The organism is Uliginosibacterium sp. sgz301328, from assembly GCF_041807905.1.
Taxonomy (GTDB): domain Bacteria; phylum Pseudomonadota; class Gammaproteobacteria; order Burkholderiales; family Rhodocyclaceae; genus JBGVSA01.
Map to the genome: position 1 here is coordinate 58930 of NZ_JBGVSA010000007.1, position 18677 is coordinate 77606.

Below are 18677 nucleotides of genomic sequence, written 5' to 3' on the forward strand. Positions count from 1 at the left end.
CTCACCCATCACGCCAGCCCAATCTGATACGGCTTCCCCGTGAGCTTCGTCAGCACCTGACCGCGAGGCTCACGACCTTCGACAAACGACACATGCACCCATCCGCCGACGTCTGGATATTCGAGCAGCAGTTGGTCAAAGCGGATAGCGTCCTGGCATTTCAGGATCTTCGCAGCAAGCTCGCGCGGCTTGTAGCCGACAGCGTTGATGTCCGCCGCCTCGCCCTTGAGGTGCTGTGACGTAGCCGCACCGCCGACGCCGGCATTCACCCGAGGCGACCGATAGCCGCTCTGCACGTTGATCGGCGTACCGATGACGAAGCGGATGCGTTCGAGGCCTTCTGCCACGACAATGAGCTTGTCGACCACCGCATCGGGCGGCGTGTTGTCCAGATCGTGGCGTGCCGCGTATTCGCTGCGCATCAGCTCACGCAGGCTGAAGTGCGGAGAGAGACGGTCGTCAGGACGCATTCAGTCCTCGCTGCTTGACGATCCGCGCCGCGATGCCAGCGGCAGCCAAGGCGCGCACGCTCCACATTGCAGGCGCCGGCAACTGCTCGACCCATCCGAGCGCCGCAACACCGTTGTAGATGTCGGGAAACAGCAGGATCAAACCGAGGATCCGCACTGACCATAGGCGCCACCATTGACGCGCCTCTTCAACAAGCTCAATCATCGCCTGCTCTCCAGGTTACTGATGCGCGCGCCGAACTCGGTCATGCGCCGCTCGTGTTCATCAAGCCGCGCATCGTGCTGCGCATCTTTGATGTCCTTGCCGGCAACCTGCGCAGCAAGCGCAGCGACGGTGCCATCGAGACGGGCCATCGCGCGCGTCTGCTCCTGCATACCGCTGTAAAGGACGCCCGCGGAAAACACCCACGTAGATACGGTCACGACCACGGCCCATGACGGGTATGTGCGGACTGGCTTCACGGTAGGGTCATCAGTTGATCGGTTGGCCACTTCGTCGCCTCCATTTTTCATACTCGCGAGATCACCGTTTTTATGGAACAAGAACGAGTGCCGAGACAACGACGCCAACAGACGAAGATACCGGGCCGCCAGCGACGTTTACTCGCCAACTGATTTGATCGGTGCCGTCGATAGACGTCCCCGAACTCACTGCGTAGTTGCTCGTAAAGACGCGACAGTCATTCTGCGGAGTGCAAAGAATGATCATGCGGCCTGTGTCCAGCGGATTGGCGCCAGTGTCGACGTTCGTGAAGTTGTACGCGCCAGATCCACCGGCATCGGTGGGCACAATTACCGTGCCGAGGAACACAGTCATCTCCCGGTACGGTGACAACGCAGGGTACGAGAACTGCTGATATGCGCCAGTGCCGCCCGTGGAGATATCCACGTATTTGGTGTTGTGATTTCCGGCGCGGAAATTTTTCATCGGGTATTTGATGCGCGGCTGAATTCCGTTGCCGGCCCCACCTTTGGTGAAGTTGATCGGGCGGTTGCAGTCCCAAAACACTTCCGTCACGCGCTCAAACAGCGCCGGGATCACATTCGCCAAGTTGGCATTGCCGGCATCCGCATTGATGTAGTTGTTCGTGACGCTGGCCCACAGCACAACATCAGGCCCGCCATACGCCGCGCCAGTCTGATCGACTGGCTTGCCGACGTGGATGAATGGACGATCCGTTGACCCGGTGTCGGTTTGGCAGCAGCGCTCGATGTAGTTGTTGCGAATGGTCGGGCAGCGCTGGTAGTCGCCGCGCACGGAGTCATACCCCAGGACGATTGCTTCGTGATTCGACCAGTTGAGGAAGTTCTTCTCGATGGCGATGGCGGCGCCGCCATACACTTCAATATTCGGGTGGTTGGGAGCGGCCTGGATATCGTTCTCGGCAATGACCAGCCGGTCCATCTCCGAATAGCATTTCACGGAGCAGCCGAAGATGAGATTCTTGCGAATAATCAGGCCGTCAGATTGATTTGCCTCGATTGCATAGTCGGAGAAACCAGAGAAGTAATTCCCCTCAATCAAGGCGTCTAGGTTCTCGGTGATACGCAGACAGCTCGTGGTGCCGGACGAGCGGATGAACCGGATTCCGCGCACCACCAAGCCGCCCTTCGCTGGCACCGCCGTAGTGCCCATCACAAAGGTGTAGCCGCTCGGCACGGTCGAGGTGATCTGCGAATAGCCCGGATTCGACCCGATCATCACCGCGTCGTCACGATCAACTGTGACCGTTGAGGCGATGACATATTTCCCTGGGACAAGCACCGCCTTGCCTGTCGCAAAGGCTTTCGTGAATGCAGGCGCGGCATCGGACAGCGATCCATCAACAGCGCCAAAATCTTCAACGCTTACGGGCTCTTGATTCTTGCCCTGCACAGTCCTCGGCACTGCTCCCGTGCCGGCCTGGATGAAGCCGACCATCTCGGAGCCTTGTCCGTCGCCAGTGCCGGAAAGATTGACCAGTACGGCCTGTACGTTCTTCGTTGCTTTACGGAATGTTGGGCATGGACCGCTTTCTGTCGGCACGTCCGTGTTTTCGTCGCCTTGAACGATCTGATGCGCGATGTTGGCGTCATCGATGAACTGATTGACTGCATCAGGTAGTGTGCTGGAGGCCATTGCGTGGTTCTCTCGGGCAATAAAAAGCCGCCCGAAGGCGGCTGTGGTTGGTCTCGTTTGGCGTTACAGGGCGAGTTTGGGAAGCTCTGCGCGCAGTTCATCAGGGCTCGGCGTCGTCCGCTTCCCTGCCTTCACATCCGCGAGAACTTGGTAGCAATGCGCCCAGACCATCGACCGCCAGCGACGAAACGCAATCCCTTCTTCCTGGAACTTGGCGACGCTCGGCTCGTCGGCATATGAGATGGCAGAAGCAATGCTGTCGTATCCAAGCTCGCGTGCAGCTTCGTCGAGGAGCGATTGCACGAAGGAAATCTGTCTGGCCACGACCTCATCATCCGTAGGCGCGGGCGGCGTTGCGATTGACGGCATGCCGTCAGCGCCGCGGACGATGATCTTCCCTTCTGCCTGGGCATCGAACAGTTCCTTGTAGGCCTCGGTCGTGATCTTCTTGCCGCCGTTGTCGACATCAGAGAATGCAAAGCGCTTGTCTTGTTCTACGTAGAGAGCGAACACGGGATTCCTTTCACTTGCCAATTGCGAGCCAGAATGTCTGAGCGCTATATGGGTACCAGCCGCCGCCTGCGTTGTCTTGGCTAGAGCTGTAGGCAATGAAGCCCGTACCAGTCGGGGCGCTCGTCATGTCGACGATGCCGACCTTATTTGCCGGAAGAAGCGCAGAGGTGTTGGGCGTTAGCCAGACACCAAAGCAGCCGCCCCCAAAAGTGATTGGGAACGTGACGCTAGTCCCCGATCCGATGACTGCGTTGCCCCACTGAAGAATCAGGCCCCCCGGCAATCGTTGGTAGCCATTGGCCACTAGGTTCTGATTCGACCCGGAGAACATTTCTTGGGCTGCCACTTTGACCGCGGTACCCAAGGCTGCGACCAGAACCGCGGTCGTCCCGTCATCGACAGCGTCCTGCCCGGTCTTATCGCAGATGAACTGACCGATCACGGCTGCCATGATCGATCCCTGGCGCCAGACCTTGTTGAGTTGTTCGCTCTTCGCCGTGCCAGACAGAAATCCATTCGCGATCAGATCACTGAGTGCGACGTAGTCGGCCTGAGTCAGAACGTTCGCGCCGCTCGACGAAGCGAACGCGCGGAAGTCGTTGGTGGGCATGCGTACTCCTAGGGATACGTAAGCGCTTCAGGAAGAAGCACATGGACAAGGTGATGAACGTCTGGCGCCACAGCGACGACTTGCTGCGTGAGCGCCATCAGTTGATTGATAAGGGTCAGATCGGAAGTCGCCCAAGCGCCACGGTCGAAACCACCGATGTACTGGTTGTCGACATCGAATCCGAATACAGGCGCGCCATAGGCGGACGTCGAGTAGTAGCCATTGACGCGTACGCCTTCGGGCTTGAGCGGCAGGTAGCCGCCGAACAAGATCGCCATGAATACGGGCGACGGGATGTCGCCCGACACGACGATGTCCATGGACATGTCCTGGTTGTCTTGGATGAAGACGTATGTCCCGCCGTTGAAGATCAGGTCGAGAATCGCCTTGGATTGTCCAAGCGTTCCATCCCAGTTGTTCGCCCCGATCTTCGCGCGCAGAAATAGACGGTAGGTGTCGTCATCAAGGTGAGTCAGTCCCGAGTCCGGGTCGTATGGTCCTTTCCACACACCCAGGTCAAAGCCCAGGCCGTCGATGTCGAACGAGAAATAGACGTTGTCGATCGGCACTGCGACGATGCGCGAAATCCCGACCCACAGCCCCACAGCATCAAGCTGCACGCCAACGGCGGAATCAAGGCTGAATAGATCCGGCAAGCTCGATGTGACGTTGTTCTGGTCAGCGATTGCACTGGCCAGCGCTCGCACCATGGCGACGTACTTCGGCTTGTCGTTGTGCTCCGATGTGATGAGCCCAACGTAGTCGTCAGCAGTCGCCATGTCAGACCACCGTTAGGGCAATGTTGGCAACGTCACAAGTCGCGGCGTGGTTGAAGTCGATCACGACATCACTAGTACCCAGCGATCCGCTTACGAGCCCGACCGTCAATGCGGTGATTTCGTAGGTCATGCCATCGGCTGACCCACCAAGGTTCGCAGGCACATAGAGCCGCGAGTAGATGACCGAATCACCGATGCCGAGTGCATTGATGTAGTCAGCAACGGCCTGCTTGATCTCGTCACCGATGACTGTCGTGTATCCGGAGAGCGCCTTGATTGTGATTGCCAGCTTGATGCCGTCGAATGTCGGCCGGAAGAACCGGATCTTCATGGGACGCCCATAGGCATCAGGCACGGTCTCTTCGGTCGTACCGTAGGTGCCTGCTCCGGGCGTCTTCTTCAGCGCGATCGCTGCGGCGATGTCGTGGGCGTCACCGCCCTCCACCACCAGAGATATAGAGTGCGACGGGATTCCGTTGCTGTCCGTCGTATCCGTGTCGTTCTCGTAGGCCTGATATCGCTCCACGCCAGTTTGTGCTGCTACGGCTCCGACGATGCCATCCAGCACCGTGCGCGAGGGAATCGCTGTCGAGATCGTCTGCCGGTTGCGCAGAGCCGCGTCGGTCTCAACGGGTGCGCCGGCTGCCGCCGCGGATGCGTTGTCGACCGACTGCCATCCGAGCGTGGGCGTCTGGATCGTCGTGATCGCATGCGGCTGCGCCATGATCGCGCCCACGGTTGTGCAGGTAGCCGTCACAGTGATCTCGCCCGCAGGCGGAATCGTTACCGAGGCCGGGAGCGCCCACAGGTTGCCATTGCCATCCCGTGCGACACCGTTCGTGATGACCGTGCCGGCCACTCCCACGACGCGCAGATCGACGGTCGAGTACGTCGCCACATCTCGCGCAATGCCATTGATCTTGACCACATTCGACAGTGGCACGCCTTGAGCGGTGGCCGGGCTGAAGCTGTTGTACGCGGCAATAGTCGCGGCATTGTTGTCGTTCAGGGCCGAGGCCAGCACCCCAAGGAACTGACCGTCCTGGCTGTCGTTCTCCAGATAGACGTCAGAGCCATAAATCGACCGGTACTGTGCCTTGAGCCAGTCCTGAATCTCGGCAAACGTCGGCGCGCTGATGCCGTTCGCGTCAATGGTTACTGCGACGGGAGAAGCCATTTACAGGGTCTCGGTGATGGTTGTTTGCCCGTAGGCGGTGTCGATCGTGGCCGTGACTGTCAGCCGACGCGTGTCGCCGTCGTAGCTGCTTGAGAAGTCGACGAGTTGCGTCACGCCTTCGGTTCCCACGATGCGACGCTTGATGGCTGCTTCGTAGGTCGCCGCGGTGTTCTTGCCGAGTACTTCTGTCTGCCACGGAGTGCCATCCGAGGTATCCACGAACCACTCGCCGCGCCACAAGTCCAGGCGCGTGCGCACGGCCTGCGCTACCGTCTCGGGTGAGTCGCGGAGGAAGTCACCGCCAGTGCCGAAGGTGTAGTCGCCGTTGGCGTCGAGTCGCCGATATCTCATGGCTCAGAACCGAACCACTTCCAGCAGCTTGGCCAGCGCATAGATGAGCGCTGCCGCGCCGCCCAAGATGCTCGCGATGACGTATGAGACCCCAATACGCCCGGCGAACTTGGCCGAGCCCTGTTCATCCAGCTTGCCTTCAACGTTCATTTTGGTAATCTTCATTCAGGTTCTTCCTCTTGCTCCTTCAAGGGGTTGAAAACAGAAAGGCCCGGACTGTTGCTAGCAGCCGGGCCTTTCGCTTTTCTACAGGCACAAAAAAGCCCGCGCTCGGCGGGCTTTATCAACGTGATGTGCTGGCTAAATCCTCTTCGCGGGGGATTCCCCGGCAGCATCGGCATACCGGTTCATCTCATCGATAGCCATCTCAAGCTGGGTGTTGATGTCAATCAACTCCTTCAACTTGGCCTCTGCCGCCGCCGCGTCCAATGTGTAGATGCGATCTACCGTTACGGCGCTGCTATTCACCAAGCTGGCCCGCTGAAGCAGAACGGACAGGTTTCCTGCCAGCGCGTGGCGCTGCGCAACAAGCCGCTGTACGTCCTTCTTGGCTACGGTGTAGCGCCCGATGTACTCAAATTGCTGTTCGGTAGTCATGGCCGGCATCAGTAGTATTGGAGCCATCATTCTACGTCTCCGTCACACCACAGGCACGCCAGACACGCCGCCACCCGGCACCACGTCCTTGTGCTTGTGGTCCGACAGCGGGATGCCATTGGCGGTTACCTCGCCATTCACATCCACGTCGCCGTTGATGGTCACGTGGCCGGTTATGAAAATCTCGGGCGCGACGACCCGGGCCGAAGTGCCCGCATTGGCAATGATGTCGCTCGGCGTCGTTGCGAGAATGCCGCCCGTGGCCACATCGATCTGAACAAAGGCCGAGCCGTCGTCTTTGCGGAGCTGTACCGCCTCAGTGCTCACGTTGAACTTGCGCGGCTGGCTGCGGACGCCCACGAACGCAAAGCCGTCCGACAGGTCGTGCATGCGGAACTCAGCCTGCTGCTGGATGCCGCCTTGCTGCCACCACGCGTCAATGCAGCGCGATGCGAACACCACAAGGCACTCATCGCCCTCCTTCACCGGAAACGTCAGCGTGCAGCTGCCACCGCCCGGAAACACCACGGGCACATCGACCAGGAGCGGGAGCTGTAGGCTCTGCGTCGAGCCATCCTCCTGACGCACGTTCTCGCGCAAAGCCGGCTGTACCGTACAGGTCATGGCAACAGCATCGAAAGACTGGATAATCCCGGGGAGAGCTGTCCAAAGCCGGGCGCGGTCGCCGCGCACAAGCGCCTTCATGGCGGCCAAAGTGTCGCCCGTTCGTTCAATCTGTCTCATGGTGATCCTGATGAAAAGTGTTGTTGCCGCAGCGCTGCTTGTCGCCTCAATGTCCGCATGGAGCGCGGATACGGAGTTCTTCGTATGGTTAAACGGGGTCGACTTCCCGGATGGATATGTCGTCCAAAGTGACCGACAACCGGTTTTCATTTTCTATACGAAGAAAAAGTGCGATCTACCCCTTGTCGATGCCTCGAAATACCGGAAATTCGAGATGCCATTGGCACTGCGAACTCAACCTGCCTCGGGACGAGGATGCTGGTTTCATGCCTATCCAGACAAGATCGTCTTCATTTACGAAAGCGGCAGCCAGGATGTCCGATCAGACATTAGCGTATTTCGGGTCAAGTCGAAGGATGAGACCTTCCCGGCCACAGTCGTTGGCGTGATGAACCCCCTAACCGCACAGCTAAGAGAGAAGCAGCAAAAAGAGAAAGCGCCTCGACCAATGGTTCTTAGATCGTTTGAAGACGCTTATGGCGGTCCAGACGACCCCGGCATTCAGCCAGATAAAATTTCATTTCCGTATGACGTATTCGTAGAACCCAATGGGGATAAAAAGTACAGAGATGGCGACACCCTGAAGAGGCAAGATGTTAAGAAGGTGTATTCGATGTATATCCCATGCCCGCTGGAATTCGAAAACTCAGAGTCCTACCGAAGATTTTCTGACGCCTCCACTAACTCCGATGGGTGCTGGGCGCCTCTTACTGATGGTCGAATCTTCATAGTTTTGCGTGATGGCAAGGGCTTCACTGCCGGCACCTATAGCGGTCTCAAGATCCGGATATCGTCAGAAAGCGCAGACCCCGTGGTCGTCGGACCTATGGGGGAATCTAGCCACTACTTGATTCCTTAGCCGTAGGGTTTGACTGGACCAGTGTCTAGCTCTCGAATTACGCCGCGGCGAGTGAACTCCTCCGTGTAATACGTGGCATCTACGGCCAAGCAGATGAGATCTGAGTACCAATCATTCCCTCGCGTGTCGCCATAGTGGTCGGCCATCATGACGTAGTACAGGCCGTCTGCATCTTTGCGGGCAACACCGTTGAGAGCCGCGTCATTGTTGGATTTGTCGCCAGGGCTGAGACTAAGCCTGTAATCCTGGATCGACGCATTGTTGATGCGGATGGTGTGCCCAATCTTCACGCTTGGATTGAGCAGCGTGCGCACGTTCAGGCCGCCGATGGTCTGCTCAGGCATCCCCACCATCCCGGTTTCTGCATTGATCTCAATCGGATCACCGGGGATGTACGAGTTAAGAGGGATGAAGTTGAAGTGCCGATCCTGAATTGACCACTTGCCATGCAATGTCGATTGCAGGTTGTCGAAGCTCTCGCGGATGAGGTCGAACACGACCTTTCCGCGAGGAAGCCTCGTCTGGGGCAGATCGGGAACGTAGCCCTTCGACACGTTGAACGGCTTGGCGTACGTGAGCATCTTGTCGATCTGCTGTTCAAACGTCGTCCCTGCCGCCACGGTGCAGTTGGCAAAGGCGAAGTTGTACGCAGCATCCCCCGACGCTGCCCGGATATCGACGTACGTGTCCGTCTGGCTCTCACGCCCGCGACGAATCTGGATCACCGACCCGTCGAAGATGAGCCCGTAATTCCCGCCATAGCCGGCCTGCAAGACCACGCGCTGAAACTCCTTCTGGAGCTTCTGAGCCGTGTTCGGAGCGACGTTGTACACGCGTATCTCGGCCGTGTTCGGCGTCGAGATATCGCCGCGCCGGACCACGAACCGAAACCGCAGCTCGGACAGGTCGATCGCTTCTTGATCGTCGCCGACGATGAGGGAGGCTTTGCGGAGGTATTGAGGTGTCGACATAACAATCGTTCCTAATAACGCTTGACGTTATTAACGCCGGGCGTTACTATTACATCCATGATCACTGACTTCCATTGCCCCGACACCGAAGCGCTCTTCAAAGGCAAGCGCATCGCTCGCTTCGCCAACATCGAGAAGGTGGCAATGCGCAAGCTGACTCAGCTCCATGCTGCTGCAACGCTGGACTTCCTGCGCGTGCCCCCGGGCAACCGTCTGGAAGCCCTGGCAGGTAACCGTGCCGGGCAGCACAGCATCCGAATCAATGATCAGTGGCGTGTGTGTTTTGTGTGGTCGAACGGCAACGCCAGCCGAGTTGAAATCGTCGATTACCACTGAAAGGAGATCATCATGACCCGACAAGTAGCTTGGCCTCATCCGGGCGAGATCCTGCAAGAGGAATGGCTCGGCCCGCTAGGCATCACTCAGTACGCCCTGGCCAAGGCCATCGACGTGCCGCCCCGTCGCATCAATGAGATCGTCAAGGGCAACCGTGCAATCACGGCTGACACTGCTCTGCGTCTGGCCCGCTTCTTCGGTACGGATGCGCAAAGCTGGCTCAACCTTCAGACCGGCTACGACTTAGCCGTGACTGAAGAGGCCATGCACGATCAACTGAGCCACATCAAGCAACGGCTGGCGGCCTAGTCGGTCACCCAATACACCCTTGATCCGGTGCCGAGATTTGCGAACGTCGGCACTGCGTCAGGGTCATCCGTGGTCTGCGCCCAGAGGCGGCCACCGAAACCCATGTACTTGTACTGCGCCAGCAGGTCGATGCCGGTCACGAGCGGAATGCCTGAGACCATAGGGTTCTGCTGTGCGTCGGCAATGTCGACGACCCACCCGCCGTACTGAGCATCGCGGTATCGCACCGTGACGATGTAGTCGACGCCGGACAGCGTGATCGTGAAGCGCTGCGGCTGGCTGGTCAGCGGGATCTCAAACGTGCTCATTGAATCGGTACCGAGCCGCCAGGAGACGGGGTTGCAGGGATAGCGCTCTTCGTCCCCATATCCACCGTCCCCGCCGTCTTCCATGGCGTAGCCTGCTGCGACACATCCGGCAGCGTAGTGCTCTGCGTCTTGACGATGATCACCTCGCGGCAGGTCATCGTGACCATCAGGGCATTCTCGGTCGCCACGTCGGTTGTCACCGCGAGCGACTGAATCAGCATGTTCTGGTAGTCGCGCTTGCCCGTGACGATGTCGAACAGTACCCGCGAGGCTTGCAGCGCAAGCAACTGCTCGTAGATGCCCGACACGTAGTCCTTGCCAACCGCTGAGCCGCCAGTGATAGCAGACAGCAGCCCCTGAGCCGCACCGATCAACGATGTCATGCTGGAGTTCGTCCAACCACATCGAATCGTCACCTGGGCAGGCCTCTTGAATGCATGGTCCGTGATGCTCGCGCCGGTCTCGACTGGATGCTCCGTGATCTGGAGATCATCCTGATGGACTTCCTCCATGGTCACTTGGGCAGTAAAGGCTCCAATCGAGCGCTTGGGCGCGATGGTGATCAGTCCTGCGAAGGTCGGCATTACCCGAAAGCCCCCTGTGCTGTACGCGTCAATTCGTCGTTGGCTTGCCGCACAGACTTGCCGGCTGCGGCACCAATATCCTGCGCGTTGTCATTGCTAACGATGTTTATATCGACCTTTTGCGCGATCTGGACTGCGGAATCACCACGCCGCTTTGCTTCGCCCATGGCGTCCAACGGACGTTCGTAGTACTTGCTCACGACCTCTGCTGCGGCGCGTGCATTCGTGGAGGCCCGCAACAGGTCTCCTGCCCGCTTCTCCGCGCCCTGCGTCAGCTCGAACTGCATGAATCGAAGTTGTTCGTCCAACGTCGATCCTTGGATGTTCTTCCCCGCCCATTTTGCAAAGGCGGATTGCCGGTCAGGGTGCCACTGGGCAATGCCGTACGCGCGCCCGTTGTCACCTACCGCGCCTGGGTTGAGCTGGCTTTCGTGGGTCAGATTAGCAACCAAGCCCGCCGCCTGCTCATGACTCCATCCCATTGAGCGGAAGAAGTTCATGGCAACATCGCGAGGACTCAATTTCTTTGATCCACCGCCATTTGGGCCCGCTGCCTCTTGCGGCTTGTTGGGGTCACCGCCCGTCATGCGACGCCACGATGCCCCAAGGAAATCTGCGGCGGGCAGATACATGGATGCCTTGAGCCAATCACCGTTCTTGATGGCTTCCCATCCCTTCGCCTCGTCGGTATCGGGCAGCCCAGCGGCGCGCGCGATCTGAAGACCGCCCCAAGCGGCCGCGCCGGCAATGCCGGCCTTACCGAGAAATGACAGCACCCCCGCCGTAGATGCTCCTGCACCGGATGCTGCCGCTCCGAGCTTCAGGAATGCCCCCGCCAGCCCGAGAACAGCGCCGATTACCGGGGCGCCACCGAGCGCGACAATTGCCGTCGTCAATCCGATGATTGCGGTTGACCATCCGTCCGTGGCGTCATCCAGCTTAACGAGCCAGTCAAAGAACTTCTCCACCCACGGAATTGCTTTCTCGCCAAACTCAAGTACGGCCGTAAGCAGGCCTGCGAGGCGGTCTGCCACACGATCGGCATTCTTGTCCCACCACACAGAGAACCGATCCATGACAGGGCCGGCCTTTTGCAGCAGGGCAGATTCGAATTTTGCGGCGAACCGTTCAAGCTCCTGACTGGCTTGTCGGACGCGCTCCATAAACGCATGCGCATCCTTCGTGGCTTGATCAAAGCCCTTGTCTTTCTGTTGGGCCTGCCGAAAGCGTTCGATGAAATCTGGCGACCGAAGCGCCAGCATCATCTCGTCGCTGAACCCGGCTTGGCTAGCGTATTGCTTCGCCAGCCACATCGGGGACGACTGGAATTTCTTGCTGATGCCCTCCAGCCAAAGGCTGGTGTCTCGCAGTTGCCCGTTGGCATCGCGGGTCTGCGCGCCCATCATCTTGAACAGGCTTTCGTTTGCGGGGTTCTCCCGCATCTTGGCCGCCATGGACTCGATAGCAGAACGCGCAGACTGAGCCGAAGCGCCCAGCCCCCGAGCGGCCTGCTCTGCCGCCTTGATGTTGCCCGCCGCGGCGCCAGTCCGTTGAGACGCGAAGTACAGCCCTTCCAGAGATGACGCGAATGCCGTCACGCCAGCGCTGATTGCGAGCGATGCGCCGGTAATGTTCCTTACGAGCTTCGTTACCTGCTTCGAGGCGTCAGCAATACCGTCCGTGAACTTTTTCAGTTCCTTCTGATCGACCTTGAAGCCAAGGGCTACCAGGAACTCTTTGATGACGGTTGGCTCAGCCATGTTGGTTCTTTGCGTACTCGTTCAGCAGGTAGTCGTAGTCGTTCTGCAAGGTCAGCATGTCATGCATCTCGGCAATGTCAGCTAGGTCGAGCGAGCCGTCCTTAAGCGACTCATACCTGCACATCCCTTTCATCACCGGGATGTACAGGTACTCCTTGCCGTCAGGCAGCGACCGCGAGTCTATGCCTGCTCCGCCTGACCGATCGACGGGTTGGTAAGCAGGCCGGAGATAAAATTTCCCAGGTTCTCACGCAGCACCCGAATGACGATCGGCATCATCTGCGACAGGTCTATGTCGTCGAACAGAATCGTGCCGTGCGTCGTATCCCACACCGACTTCCACGCGTCGCCCTGCTTTCGCGCCACGACGCTAAGGCAGGTGCCAAGAAGATAGTTCGCATCCTCATCGGGCATCTTGGCCATAGCGTCGGCGAACGGGGCCAACAACGCGGTCAGCGAGTCGGGATCATCGAGCAGAGGCGTCTTGCTATTGGCCAGCCGCAGAAATACCGGGACCATTGCCGGGACCACGGGCGCGATCTTGCGCGTCAGGTGGAACTGCTGAATGGCGCTGAGCTTTCCCAAGCGGTAGGTTTGCTCGCCTTGATTGATTTCTACGTAGGCCATTTTCAGAACGTCCCCATGATGCGATCGATTTTCCCGGCATCGAATACCCATTCGACGGTCCCGCCGTCCTTCTGGTAGTTGATGTCCGGCACCTTCTTGAATGCGCAGGAGCGGCACGAGATAACCTCGCCCGTGCTCGGTAGCGTGATGGCGATGACGTTGGAGCCCCACAGCGCCGCGCTCTCGCCCTGGGCGTCGTAGATCGCCATGAGCTTGGCATTGGTCGGCGAGGTCTTCAGGTAGCGCAGCGTGACCTGACCGGACTTGTCGGCGTGCAGGCTGTGCATCACTTCACCGTCAGCGCCGACCGTCATGGTGTTCTTGTCGCCAGCGGCAACAACGGTGATGCCTTCCTCGGAGTTCGCCGAGCCGGCACCGAGGTCCAGTACTGCGCCAGACGCAACCAGAGTCGCGTTGACTTCAACAAACGAATAGGTGGGCATGCAGGACTCCGATTACCGGTTAACGGAAACCACTACGTCAACGAAGTGGATAGCGCCGGCCAGTTTGGCGGCGATCTGAAGGACGGGCGATTTGCGCGCTTCGCGGTCCGCTTGCGACTGCGTGGCAATCGGCGGCGCATACACGTAGTAGCCCTTGGAGAGCGTCTGACCAGACACCAGAGCGCCGAAGCCGTCCGAGTTCCAGACTCCAGGAGCAACGAGACCGTTGGTCACAGATTGGTCCATCCGAGCTTCGAGCGTGGCGACGATACGAGCGACACCGGCATCGGTCTGCGGAATCTTGGTCGTGCTGGTGTAGAGCAGATTCCACACCGCCGTTTGCAGGTCGTTCTGCAACCAGTCCAGGCCATGGACTTCGTCGAAGAAGTAGCCATTGGCCATCACACCTTCCTGGATGATGGCGGTGTCGTTGTTGTAGTTCACGAAGACGTTGCAGTTCTTCGCCTTCAGCGCCGCGGCCTGTGTCTCGGTCAGCGATTCGGCAGCAACGCCGGGCTCCTGCTTGAACTTCAGGGTGATGGTCGTATTCGATCCCTGGAAATTGACCGTGAAGGCCCGACCGAAGATCGATGCCGACGCATACGGGTTCGACGACGAGTACTGCACGAACGTGCGCTTGTAGTTCAGTGCCTTGAGTTGGCTTGCAATGTCTGTGGTGATCGAGCCGTCCAGCACCTGGGACACCTGGGTTGTGTATCCAAAGATACGGGACTGGCCAGTGCCTTCGATGAAGGCGGCGACGTCCTTGACGTTATCCGCGTTCAGTGACGTATCGGCGATTTGCAGGCCATACCAGTCGTTCGACATGTCGGCCATGTCGGTCACAGCGTCGAGGATCGTTTCGGCATCCACGCCATTGACGGGCGGCGATGCTTGCGTCGACTGAAGCCCGAGCAGTGCGGATACGTCGGTTCCGCTGGACGGGGGTTCGGCGTACGTAATGGTCGACGTCGCCCCAGTCGTGCCGCTGGTGATCTCGAATCGGTTGTGCGTGGCATTCCAAATGCACAGGCCCGACGTGGAGAGCTTAGCGGTGATCGCCGAGGCCACGCCGTTGAGGTTCGTCACGCCCGACAGGTTGATCGCACTCAGTGTCTTGAGCGTCCCGTCGATGGTGATCTTCATGCCACCAGCAGTCACCGCGGTGAAGTTGTCGATGGCCTGCTCCGCCTCAGACAGAACTCCACCCTTCAGCAACGCGGTGGTCACCGTTTTCGCCCACCGGCCGACGTAGAGAATCGACGGTTGTGGCGACTGGCTGAAGAACAGGTTTGCAGCCTTGTACTCTTCGGCGGAAGTGCCAAAGTCGGCTACCACTCCATCCAGGTTCGAATACTGGCGGAGGCGCTCGACAACATCGATGACGGGACTAGCCCCGACGATGAGCAGTGCGCCGAAATTGCGGGTCGCCGCCGCCTTGGGCGCAATGACCACCTGGACGTTGACCACGTCCGATACTGCGAGTCCTTGGGACATGTGTATTTCTCCGAGGATGGAGGGTTAGTCGATGACGATGTTCGTCGGCACCGACAGAATGTTGAGCACCGGGTAGGCGCGAGAAACCTTGCGACGCAGTCGAATGGGCAAGTCGTAGCGCCTGATCCATTGCTGATTGACGAACTCTGGCACCGCCGTCAGGTCGGTACTGCCGACCACCGCCATATCGTGCGAAGTGATGCCCTCGCTGTTCTGCGTCACGTAGATGCCGTCGCGCGCCAGCGATGCGTTGCGCATGGCGTTCGGGCCGTAGAACGTGCAAAGGACGTCAATATCCTCGTGGCGCACGTATTCGTCCGACCCATCGCCTTGGCCGTTGTGGCCAATCCACGGATTCGCATCTGCGCGAATGCCGCTGATGTGGAACGCGCACCAGTCCTGATCCGAGGCCGGCTGCTTGGGCACGACGCCCTGCCATGCCGGACGCACCATGTTCCCGGGCAAACCAGAGACGCCCTTGATAAGCGTCTGGATGATCGCGTCCAGGTCTTTGTCCTGAGCGGGCGCAGGCGTCCCCGCAGGCGTCAGAGGACCGCCCGTCGCAGAGGTGTTCGCCATGGTCAGCCTGTCAGGGGAATAAGCTCGCACTTGGCACAGACGAATCCGCGCCCGAAGTGCGAGTAGTCATTCACGGCAGTCACCGTGTAGTCGCGGCCCTGCCAAGTGACCACGTCGGCTGTTTCGTCCGGCGTGCCGTCGATGAGCCGGAACGTGGTATGAATCGTGATCGAGCCGACGATGCGCTCACTGTTACCCTGCCGTTGCAGCAGGTCGCCGTTGTCACTCGTCACCACGCCGGAAAACGTGCTGGCGGTCTGCGACACGACCGCGATGCCATCGTCGCCAATGGTCTGCGCTGAACGAGTGCATACCAATCCCTTGCTCATGAACATGGGATCAAAGAGCACATCGGATACGTCGAGCAGCGGCACAATCAGCCCTTCTTCTTGTCGCGGATGACGTAGGTCAGCGAGTTGCGAAGCTGCCCCGTATCGATCAGGGGCTTGTCCCCTTCTCGCCCGCGAGCGCGCCGCGCTGCAAGCGTGGTCGGCTTTAGCGGTACGAACGGGCCATCGTTGATCTTCTTGCGAGCACCAGACTGGCCAATCAACCCGGCACGATTGAGCGCCTGAGTCGCCTGCGCATCATTGCCATCAAGTTGCGCCTGGCTAGCCTTCTTGAGCTGAGAGGTAATGCGATCGGACTCGGAGGCCACGCCAGGAACGAGGAACGCCCGCGGCGGGATGTTCATTGCTGGAGCGCCGTTCTCCTGGATGTAGCCAATCGTCGCATTGTTGATCGGCTCGCCGTCTTGACGTTCGGTCGATTCGGACGGGATGCCAACCAGCACCACCCGAGAAGCGATCTTCTGGATTGCATCCATCACCGCCGACGTGGAGTCCTTCACGACTTTGACCGTCGCCATCAGAGCTGCACCCCACCAGCGCCGACCATCATCATCAGGCGATAGAACTGGATACCGTACGTCGTCATGTTCCAATCGCCGGCATCGGCATTCAGGACGGAAGCGGCATCATAGGACACAGACACCTTATCGACAGCCTTGCTGGTAGCCGGACCAGTTACTGCGCCCGGCGTACCACCTGCGTCGGCTATCTGCTGGTTGCGCGTCTGAATGACAAGGTTGTGAGCTGTGAAAAGCTCCAAGCCATAGTCAAGCAGATCGCCCCACCGGCAGGGCGGCAACAGCTTCGCCCCGAGCGACAGCCAGAAATTCACCTGCGCATCCGGATAGACCGACGTGTCAGCGAACTCCGGGAAGTCGAGACGAAACTGTGCCGCGTCCATGCTTACTCCGACTTCTCGCCATCCTTGGACTTCTTGGCCGGCTTCTCGTCTTCGACCGGCTCGCTGTGCGCCTGGACATACCAGTGCGCAGCGACATCCTTATCGACCTCGTGGATGCCTGCTTCGAAGTCCTTCTTCGTGCCGTCCTTGCCGATGAGCGAAAAGGCTTTGGTGACGTTGATCTTCATAGCCCCTCCTTAGATGCCATCGCGGTAGCCGAGCGTCTCGGGATAGACGAACTCGACGGCGCCCAGGCGACCGAAGTAGGTCGTCAATTGCCGCAGGTCGCGGAATTCCAGCGGCGTGCGTTGCAGCGGCACCAGCGGGAAGCGCACACGCAGCGGGTCCTTGACGTAGGCCACCATGCGCTGCGAGTTGGACGTGCCGCGATTGGTCAGCCACTTCAGCGGAAGAATGTCCAGCGGACGGCCATTGATGCCATTGCTCAGACTGTTCTGACGCAGGAATTCCAGCACCGAGATGTTGCCGGCGCTGGACACCAGCGTGCCGAGGATCTTGCTGTACTGAACAGGCGGCAGCAGCAGACGGTCCGGGCACACGGCATAGCCAGTGTTCGCCCACACGCTGTTGAGCAGCTCATTCACATCGTCCAGCATCTGCTGAGGCGTGGCCGTCGACCACGTGCCGGTCTGCGCATTGGCAGTGGTGCCAACGGTCGAATTCACCAGGCCGGTCAGACCGAGCGCCGTGTCACCGATGTAGACCTGCTCATCGATGTCCATCTGGTACTTGAGTTGCATGCCGGCGAACTTCTGCTGATCGACGGGGCGACCCAACTTCTGCGCGGATTCCAACTCGGGAATGGTCCAGCCGAGTTGCATCGCCCACAAGGGCAGCGGAGTAGTCGTTTTGCCGATGTCCAGGCCGATGCCGGTGATCGCGTTAGCGTCCTTGCCCACCCACGCCTTACCGCTCCCAGGGACGCCGGGCGCAGCGGCAAACGACGAGTTGGTGAAGGACGAATACTCGTCAGCGATCGACACGTCCTCACGAAGATCGATGTCGCGCGACCACGTGACTGCGGCCAGCGGTTCATGCAGGCGCGGATCGAGCCGCTCCAACTCGCCGAGGAGGAACGCGCCCGACGAATCGACGGTGCGCTGATCGAACGTCATCAGACCGTCCGTGGTTCGGGCGCGGATGATGCGCGGGTACGCGGCATCCATCACGGCAGCCACTTCTTTCTTGCTGTGGTTCATGGTTTGCTCCAGGTTCCGGGTACAAAAAAGCCGCCCGTAGGCGGCCTCATTGCATTCCGTGATGGTGGTCAGATGTTGTAGGCGATTTCCGCGTTGCCGCCAGCATCGGCAGCACCAGTGAAGTAAGCGCCCGTCACCGCGATGGTGTTGGTGCTATCGGCCGCTGCTTCGATACCGCCGATGGGCTTGCCTGCCGCCGCGTTCGCCACACGGATATAGACCGCGCCATTAATGGCTGCCGTGCCTGCATTGACCTTGACGGCAACGTAGCCACGCTTGAGGACATCGGCTACGCCCTTGGTCGGTGGTACGCTCGTGCCCAGCGGATCGCTGGCATTGGCCCCGGTGATCGGGTACGGGCGAACCAACAGGCCATAGACTGCCGTCGCAGCGTCGCCCGCGCCTACCGGGATGAATTTGTTGGAGCTGATCTTGCCGAACAGGCCGTAGGCGCTGAACGCATTCGAGCTGTCGAACACTTGGGCTTCGATCGTCGTCGTCGATTGACGGGTCACGTCGCCGGGGATGCCGTACGGCATGCGGGTCACGTATGCAACCATGGTGATTTACCTC

30 protein-coding genes are annotated in these 18677 nt (G+C 59.4%); 3 read left to right on the forward strand and 27 right to left on the reverse strand.

The window, feature by feature from the left end; all coding sequences use genetic code 11:
• Window positions 1-8: 8 nt before the first annotated feature.
• The 12 genes from ACDA63_RS07070 to ACDA63_RS07125 all read right to left on the reverse strand — a co-directional run bounded on the left by ACDA63_RS07070 (window position 9) and on the right by ACDA63_RS07125 (window position 7360).
• A complete protein-coding gene (locus tag ACDA63_RS07070; RefSeq protein WP_373662510.1) occupies window positions 9-470 on the reverse strand; it encodes a D-Ala-D-Ala carboxypeptidase family metallohydrolase in 462 nt (153 codons plus the stop codon).
• Window positions 460-675: a hypothetical protein gene (locus tag ACDA63_RS07075; RefSeq protein WP_373662512.1), complete on the reverse strand. Its 216-nt coding sequence runs from the start codon at window positions 673-675 to the stop codon at window positions 460-462. The genes ACDA63_RS07070 and ACDA63_RS07075 overlap by 11 nt, the downstream gene beginning before the upstream one ends.
• On the reverse strand, window positions 672-1013 hold the full coding sequence (locus ACDA63_RS07080; protein ID WP_373662513.1) for a hypothetical protein: 342 nt from the start codon (window positions 1011-1013) through the stop codon (window positions 672-674). The genes ACDA63_RS07075 and ACDA63_RS07080 overlap by 4 nt, the downstream gene beginning before the upstream one ends.
• Window positions 1003-2589 (reverse strand): hypothetical protein, encoded by a 1587-nt coding sequence (locus ACDA63_RS07085; RefSeq protein WP_373662514.1) that lies wholly within the window; start codon window positions 2587-2589, stop codon window positions 1003-1005. Before ACDA63_RS07085 ends, ACDA63_RS07080 begins: the two co-directional genes overlap by 11 nt.
• Window positions 2590-2652: 63 nt before the next feature.
• A complete protein-coding gene (locus ACDA63_RS07090) occupies window positions 2653-3102 on the reverse strand; it encodes a hypothetical protein (RefSeq protein WP_373662515.1) in 450 nt (149 codons plus the stop codon).
• Between the two features lie 10 nt (window positions 3103-3112).
• The gene (locus tag ACDA63_RS07095) at window positions 3113-3712 is read right to left on the reverse strand and encodes a hypothetical protein (protein ID WP_373662516.1); all 600 of its coding nucleotides are present in this window, start codon (window positions 3710-3712) and stop codon (window positions 3113-3115) included.
• Window positions 3713-3720: 8 nt separating this feature from the next.
• Window positions 3721-4491 carry a DUF2612 domain-containing protein gene (locus ACDA63_RS07100; RefSeq protein WP_373662517.1) on the reverse strand — a complete coding sequence of 257 codons (771 nt, stop codon included), beginning with the start codon at window positions 4489-4491 and terminating at the stop codon, window positions 3721-3723.
• A 1-nt stretch (window position 4492) separates the two neighbouring features.
• Window positions 4493-5668, reverse strand: a complete 1176-nt coding sequence (locus ACDA63_RS07105) for a baseplate J/gp47 family protein (protein WP_373662518.1) — start codon at window positions 5666-5668, stop codon at window positions 4493-4495.
• Entirely contained in the window at window positions 5669-6019 is a 351-nt protein-coding gene (locus tag ACDA63_RS07110; protein WP_373662519.1) for a hypothetical protein, read from the reverse strand.
• 3 nt (window positions 6020-6022) lie between these two features.
• Window positions 6023-6184, reverse strand: coding sequence for a hypothetical protein (locus tag ACDA63_RS07115; RefSeq protein ID WP_373662520.1), 162 nt, complete (start codon window positions 6182-6184; stop codon window positions 6023-6025).
• A gap of 135 nt (window positions 6185-6319) precedes the next feature.
• Entirely contained in the window at window positions 6320-6616 is a 297-nt protein-coding gene (locus tag ACDA63_RS07120; RefSeq protein ID WP_373662521.1) for a hypothetical protein, read from the reverse strand.
• A gap of 42 nt (window positions 6617-6658) precedes the next feature.
• Window positions 6659-7360 (reverse strand): Gp138 family membrane-puncturing spike protein, encoded by a 702-nt coding sequence (locus ACDA63_RS07125; RefSeq protein ID WP_373662522.1) that lies wholly within the window; start codon window positions 7358-7360, stop codon window positions 6659-6661.
• Between ACDA63_RS07125 and ACDA63_RS07130 the strand changes: the two genes are divergently transcribed.
• On the forward strand, window positions 7359-8219 hold the full coding sequence (locus ACDA63_RS07130) for a hypothetical protein (protein ID WP_373662523.1): 861 nt from the start codon (window positions 7359-7361) through the stop codon (window positions 8217-8219). The genes ACDA63_RS07125 and ACDA63_RS07130 overlap by 2 nt on opposite strands.
• Here ACDA63_RS07130 and ACDA63_RS07135 read toward each other — a convergent pair.
• Window positions 8216-9190: a hypothetical protein gene (locus ACDA63_RS07135; protein ID WP_373662524.1), complete on the reverse strand. Its 975-nt coding sequence runs from the start codon at window positions 9188-9190 to the stop codon at window positions 8216-8218. The two genes, ACDA63_RS07130 and ACDA63_RS07135, sit on opposite strands and share 4 nt — an antisense overlap.
• A gap of 57 nt (window positions 9191-9247) precedes the next feature.
• On the opposite strand from ACDA63_RS07135, the gene ACDA63_RS07140 reads away from it, so the two are divergent.
• Window positions 9248-9526 carry a type II toxin-antitoxin system RelE/ParE family toxin gene (locus ACDA63_RS07140; RefSeq protein ID WP_373662525.1) on the forward strand — a complete coding sequence of 93 codons (279 nt, stop codon included), beginning with the start codon at window positions 9248-9250 and terminating at the stop codon, window positions 9524-9526.
• 12 nt (window positions 9527-9538) lie between these two features.
• The gene (locus ACDA63_RS07145) at window positions 9539-9835 is read left to right on the forward strand and encodes a HigA family addiction module antitoxin (protein WP_373662526.1); all 297 of its coding nucleotides are present in this window, start codon (window positions 9539-9541) and stop codon (window positions 9833-9835) included.
• Here the strand turns inward: ACDA63_RS07145 and ACDA63_RS07150 are convergent.
• The 14 genes from ACDA63_RS07150 to ACDA63_RS07215 all read right to left on the reverse strand — a co-directional run bounded on the left by ACDA63_RS07150 (window position 9832) and on the right by ACDA63_RS07215 (window position 18664).
• The gene (locus ACDA63_RS07150; protein WP_373662527.1) at window positions 9832-10143 is read right to left on the reverse strand and encodes a hypothetical protein; all 312 of its coding nucleotides are present in this window, start codon (window positions 10141-10143) and stop codon (window positions 9832-9834) included. The genes ACDA63_RS07145 and ACDA63_RS07150 overlap by 4 nt on opposite strands.
• Window positions 10140-10727 (reverse strand): phage baseplate protein, encoded by a 588-nt coding sequence (locus ACDA63_RS07155; protein ID WP_373662528.1) that lies wholly within the window; start codon window positions 10725-10727, stop codon window positions 10140-10142. The genes ACDA63_RS07150 and ACDA63_RS07155 overlap by 4 nt, the downstream gene beginning before the upstream one ends.
• Window positions 10727-12487 (reverse strand): phage tail tip lysozyme, encoded by a 1761-nt coding sequence (locus ACDA63_RS07160; protein WP_373662529.1) that lies wholly within the window; start codon window positions 12485-12487, stop codon window positions 10727-10729. The genes ACDA63_RS07155 and ACDA63_RS07160 overlap by 1 nt, the downstream gene beginning before the upstream one ends.
• Window positions 12480-12611 carry a hypothetical protein gene (locus ACDA63_RS07165; protein ID WP_373662530.1) on the reverse strand — a complete coding sequence of 44 codons (132 nt, stop codon included), beginning with the start codon at window positions 12609-12611 and terminating at the stop codon, window positions 12480-12482. The genes ACDA63_RS07160 and ACDA63_RS07165 overlap by 8 nt, the downstream gene beginning before the upstream one ends.
• Before the next feature lie 56 nt (window positions 12612-12667).
• On the reverse strand, window positions 12668-13114 hold the full coding sequence (locus ACDA63_RS07170) for a phage tail assembly chaperone (protein WP_373662531.1): 447 nt from the start codon (window positions 13112-13114) through the stop codon (window positions 12668-12670).
• 2 nt (window positions 13115-13116) lie between these two features.
• A complete protein-coding gene (locus ACDA63_RS07175) occupies window positions 13117-13557 on the reverse strand; it encodes a phage protein (RefSeq protein ID WP_373662532.1) in 441 nt (146 codons plus the stop codon).
• Window positions 13558-13569: 12 nt separating this feature from the next.
• Window positions 13570-15054, reverse strand: a complete 1485-nt coding sequence (locus tag ACDA63_RS07180) for a DUF3383 domain-containing protein (RefSeq protein ID WP_373662533.1) — start codon at window positions 15052-15054, stop codon at window positions 13570-13572.
• Between the two features lie 24 nt (window positions 15055-15078).
• Window positions 15079-15633: a hypothetical protein gene (locus tag ACDA63_RS07185; RefSeq protein WP_373662534.1), complete on the reverse strand. Its 555-nt coding sequence runs from the start codon at window positions 15631-15633 to the stop codon at window positions 15079-15081.
• 2 nt (window positions 15634-15635) lie between these two features.
• Complete coding sequence (locus tag ACDA63_RS07190) at window positions 15636-15962, reverse strand: hypothetical protein (protein WP_373662535.1); 327 nt, start codon at window positions 15960-15962, stop codon at window positions 15636-15638.
• A gap of 47 nt (window positions 15963-16009) precedes the next feature.
• Entirely contained in the window at window positions 16010-16501 is a 492-nt protein-coding gene (locus ACDA63_RS07195; protein ID WP_373662536.1) for a hypothetical protein, read from the reverse strand.
• The gene (locus ACDA63_RS07200; RefSeq protein ID WP_373662537.1) at window positions 16501-16884 is read right to left on the reverse strand and encodes a DUF4054 domain-containing protein; all 384 of its coding nucleotides are present in this window, start codon (window positions 16882-16884) and stop codon (window positions 16501-16503) included. Before ACDA63_RS07200 ends, ACDA63_RS07195 begins: the two co-directional genes overlap by 1 nt.
• A gap of 2 nt (window positions 16885-16886) precedes the next feature.
• Complete coding sequence (locus ACDA63_RS07205; protein ID WP_373662538.1) at window positions 16887-17072, reverse strand: hypothetical protein; 186 nt, start codon at window positions 17070-17072, stop codon at window positions 16887-16889.
• Window positions 17073-17081: 9 nt separating this feature from the next.
• Window positions 17082-18104: a DUF2184 domain-containing protein gene (locus ACDA63_RS07210; protein WP_373662539.1), complete on the reverse strand. Its 1023-nt coding sequence runs from the start codon at window positions 18102-18104 to the stop codon at window positions 17082-17084.
• A gap of 68 nt (window positions 18105-18172) precedes the next feature.
• Entirely contained in the window at window positions 18173-18664 is a 492-nt protein-coding gene (locus tag ACDA63_RS07215) for a hypothetical protein (RefSeq protein ID WP_373662540.1), read from the reverse strand.
• Window positions 18665-18677: the final 13 nt, after the last annotated feature.